The following is an 810-nucleotide window of genomic DNA, read 5'->3' on the forward strand; positions in this document are numbered from 1 at the left end:
AAAAGTTGCAGGGGGGCAGGGAGCAGGGATCAGGGGAGAAGAYGCAGGGGAAAAGATGCAGGGGGGCAGGGAGCAGGGAGCAGGGGAGAAGACGCAGGGGAAAAGATGCAGGGGGGCAGGGAGCAGGGAGCAGGGGAGAAGACGCAGGGGAAAAGATGCAGGGGGGCAGGGAGCAGGGAGCAGGGGAGAAGACGCAGGGGAAAAGATGCAGGGGGGCAGGGAGCAGGGAGCAGGGGAGAAGACGCAGGGGAAAAGATGCAGGGGGGCAGGGAGCAGGGAGCAGGGGAGAAGACGCAGGGGAAAAGATGCAGGGGGGCAGGGAGCAGGGAGCAGGGGAGAAGACGCAGGGGAAAAGAGGCAGGGGGGCAGGGAGCAGGGAGCAGGGGAGAAGACGCAGGGGAAAAGATGCAGGGGGGCAGGGAGCAGGGAGCAGGGGAGAAGACGCAGGGGAAAAGAGGCAGGGGGGCAGGGAGCAGGGAGCAGGGGAGAAGACGCAGGGGGAGGGAATTAGCGTTTTAACAGCCAAGGTGTTGGGTTGTTGATAATAGTTACTAGAATGCTTAAAATGCGATTGTAGGCTCCATAAAGTTCTCTACCTGTTTCCACGTCTAAATAATTACATTTAACCGCGAACTTAAGCCAAGTTTGCGTTTCTGCTGCCTCGGACTCAGAATCACTTAGTTTAGCTACAAAAGCTGCTTCATAACGACGCTTTCTCCATGCTTCTGCAAGATTTGCACAAACAGAACGAGATGAACGACGAATTTGATCTATCAATGAATACTTCTCTTCTACAGGAAACTTCTTTGA

Annotated in this window: 1 protein-coding gene; it reads right to left on the reverse strand. The window is 55.9% G+C overall.

The genetic code is table 11. From position 1 onward, the window contains the following. Nucleotides 1-507: 507 nt before the first annotated feature. On the reverse strand, nucleotides 508-810 hold a 303-nt coding region (locus tag NSP_RS11995; protein ID WP_017804096.1), incomplete at its 5' end, for a four helix bundle protein.

The sequence above is a fragment of the Nodularia spumigena CCY9414 genome (genome assembly GCF_000340565.2).
Lineage (GTDB): Bacteria > Cyanobacteriota > Cyanobacteriia > Cyanobacteriales > Nostocaceae > Nodularia > Nodularia spumigena.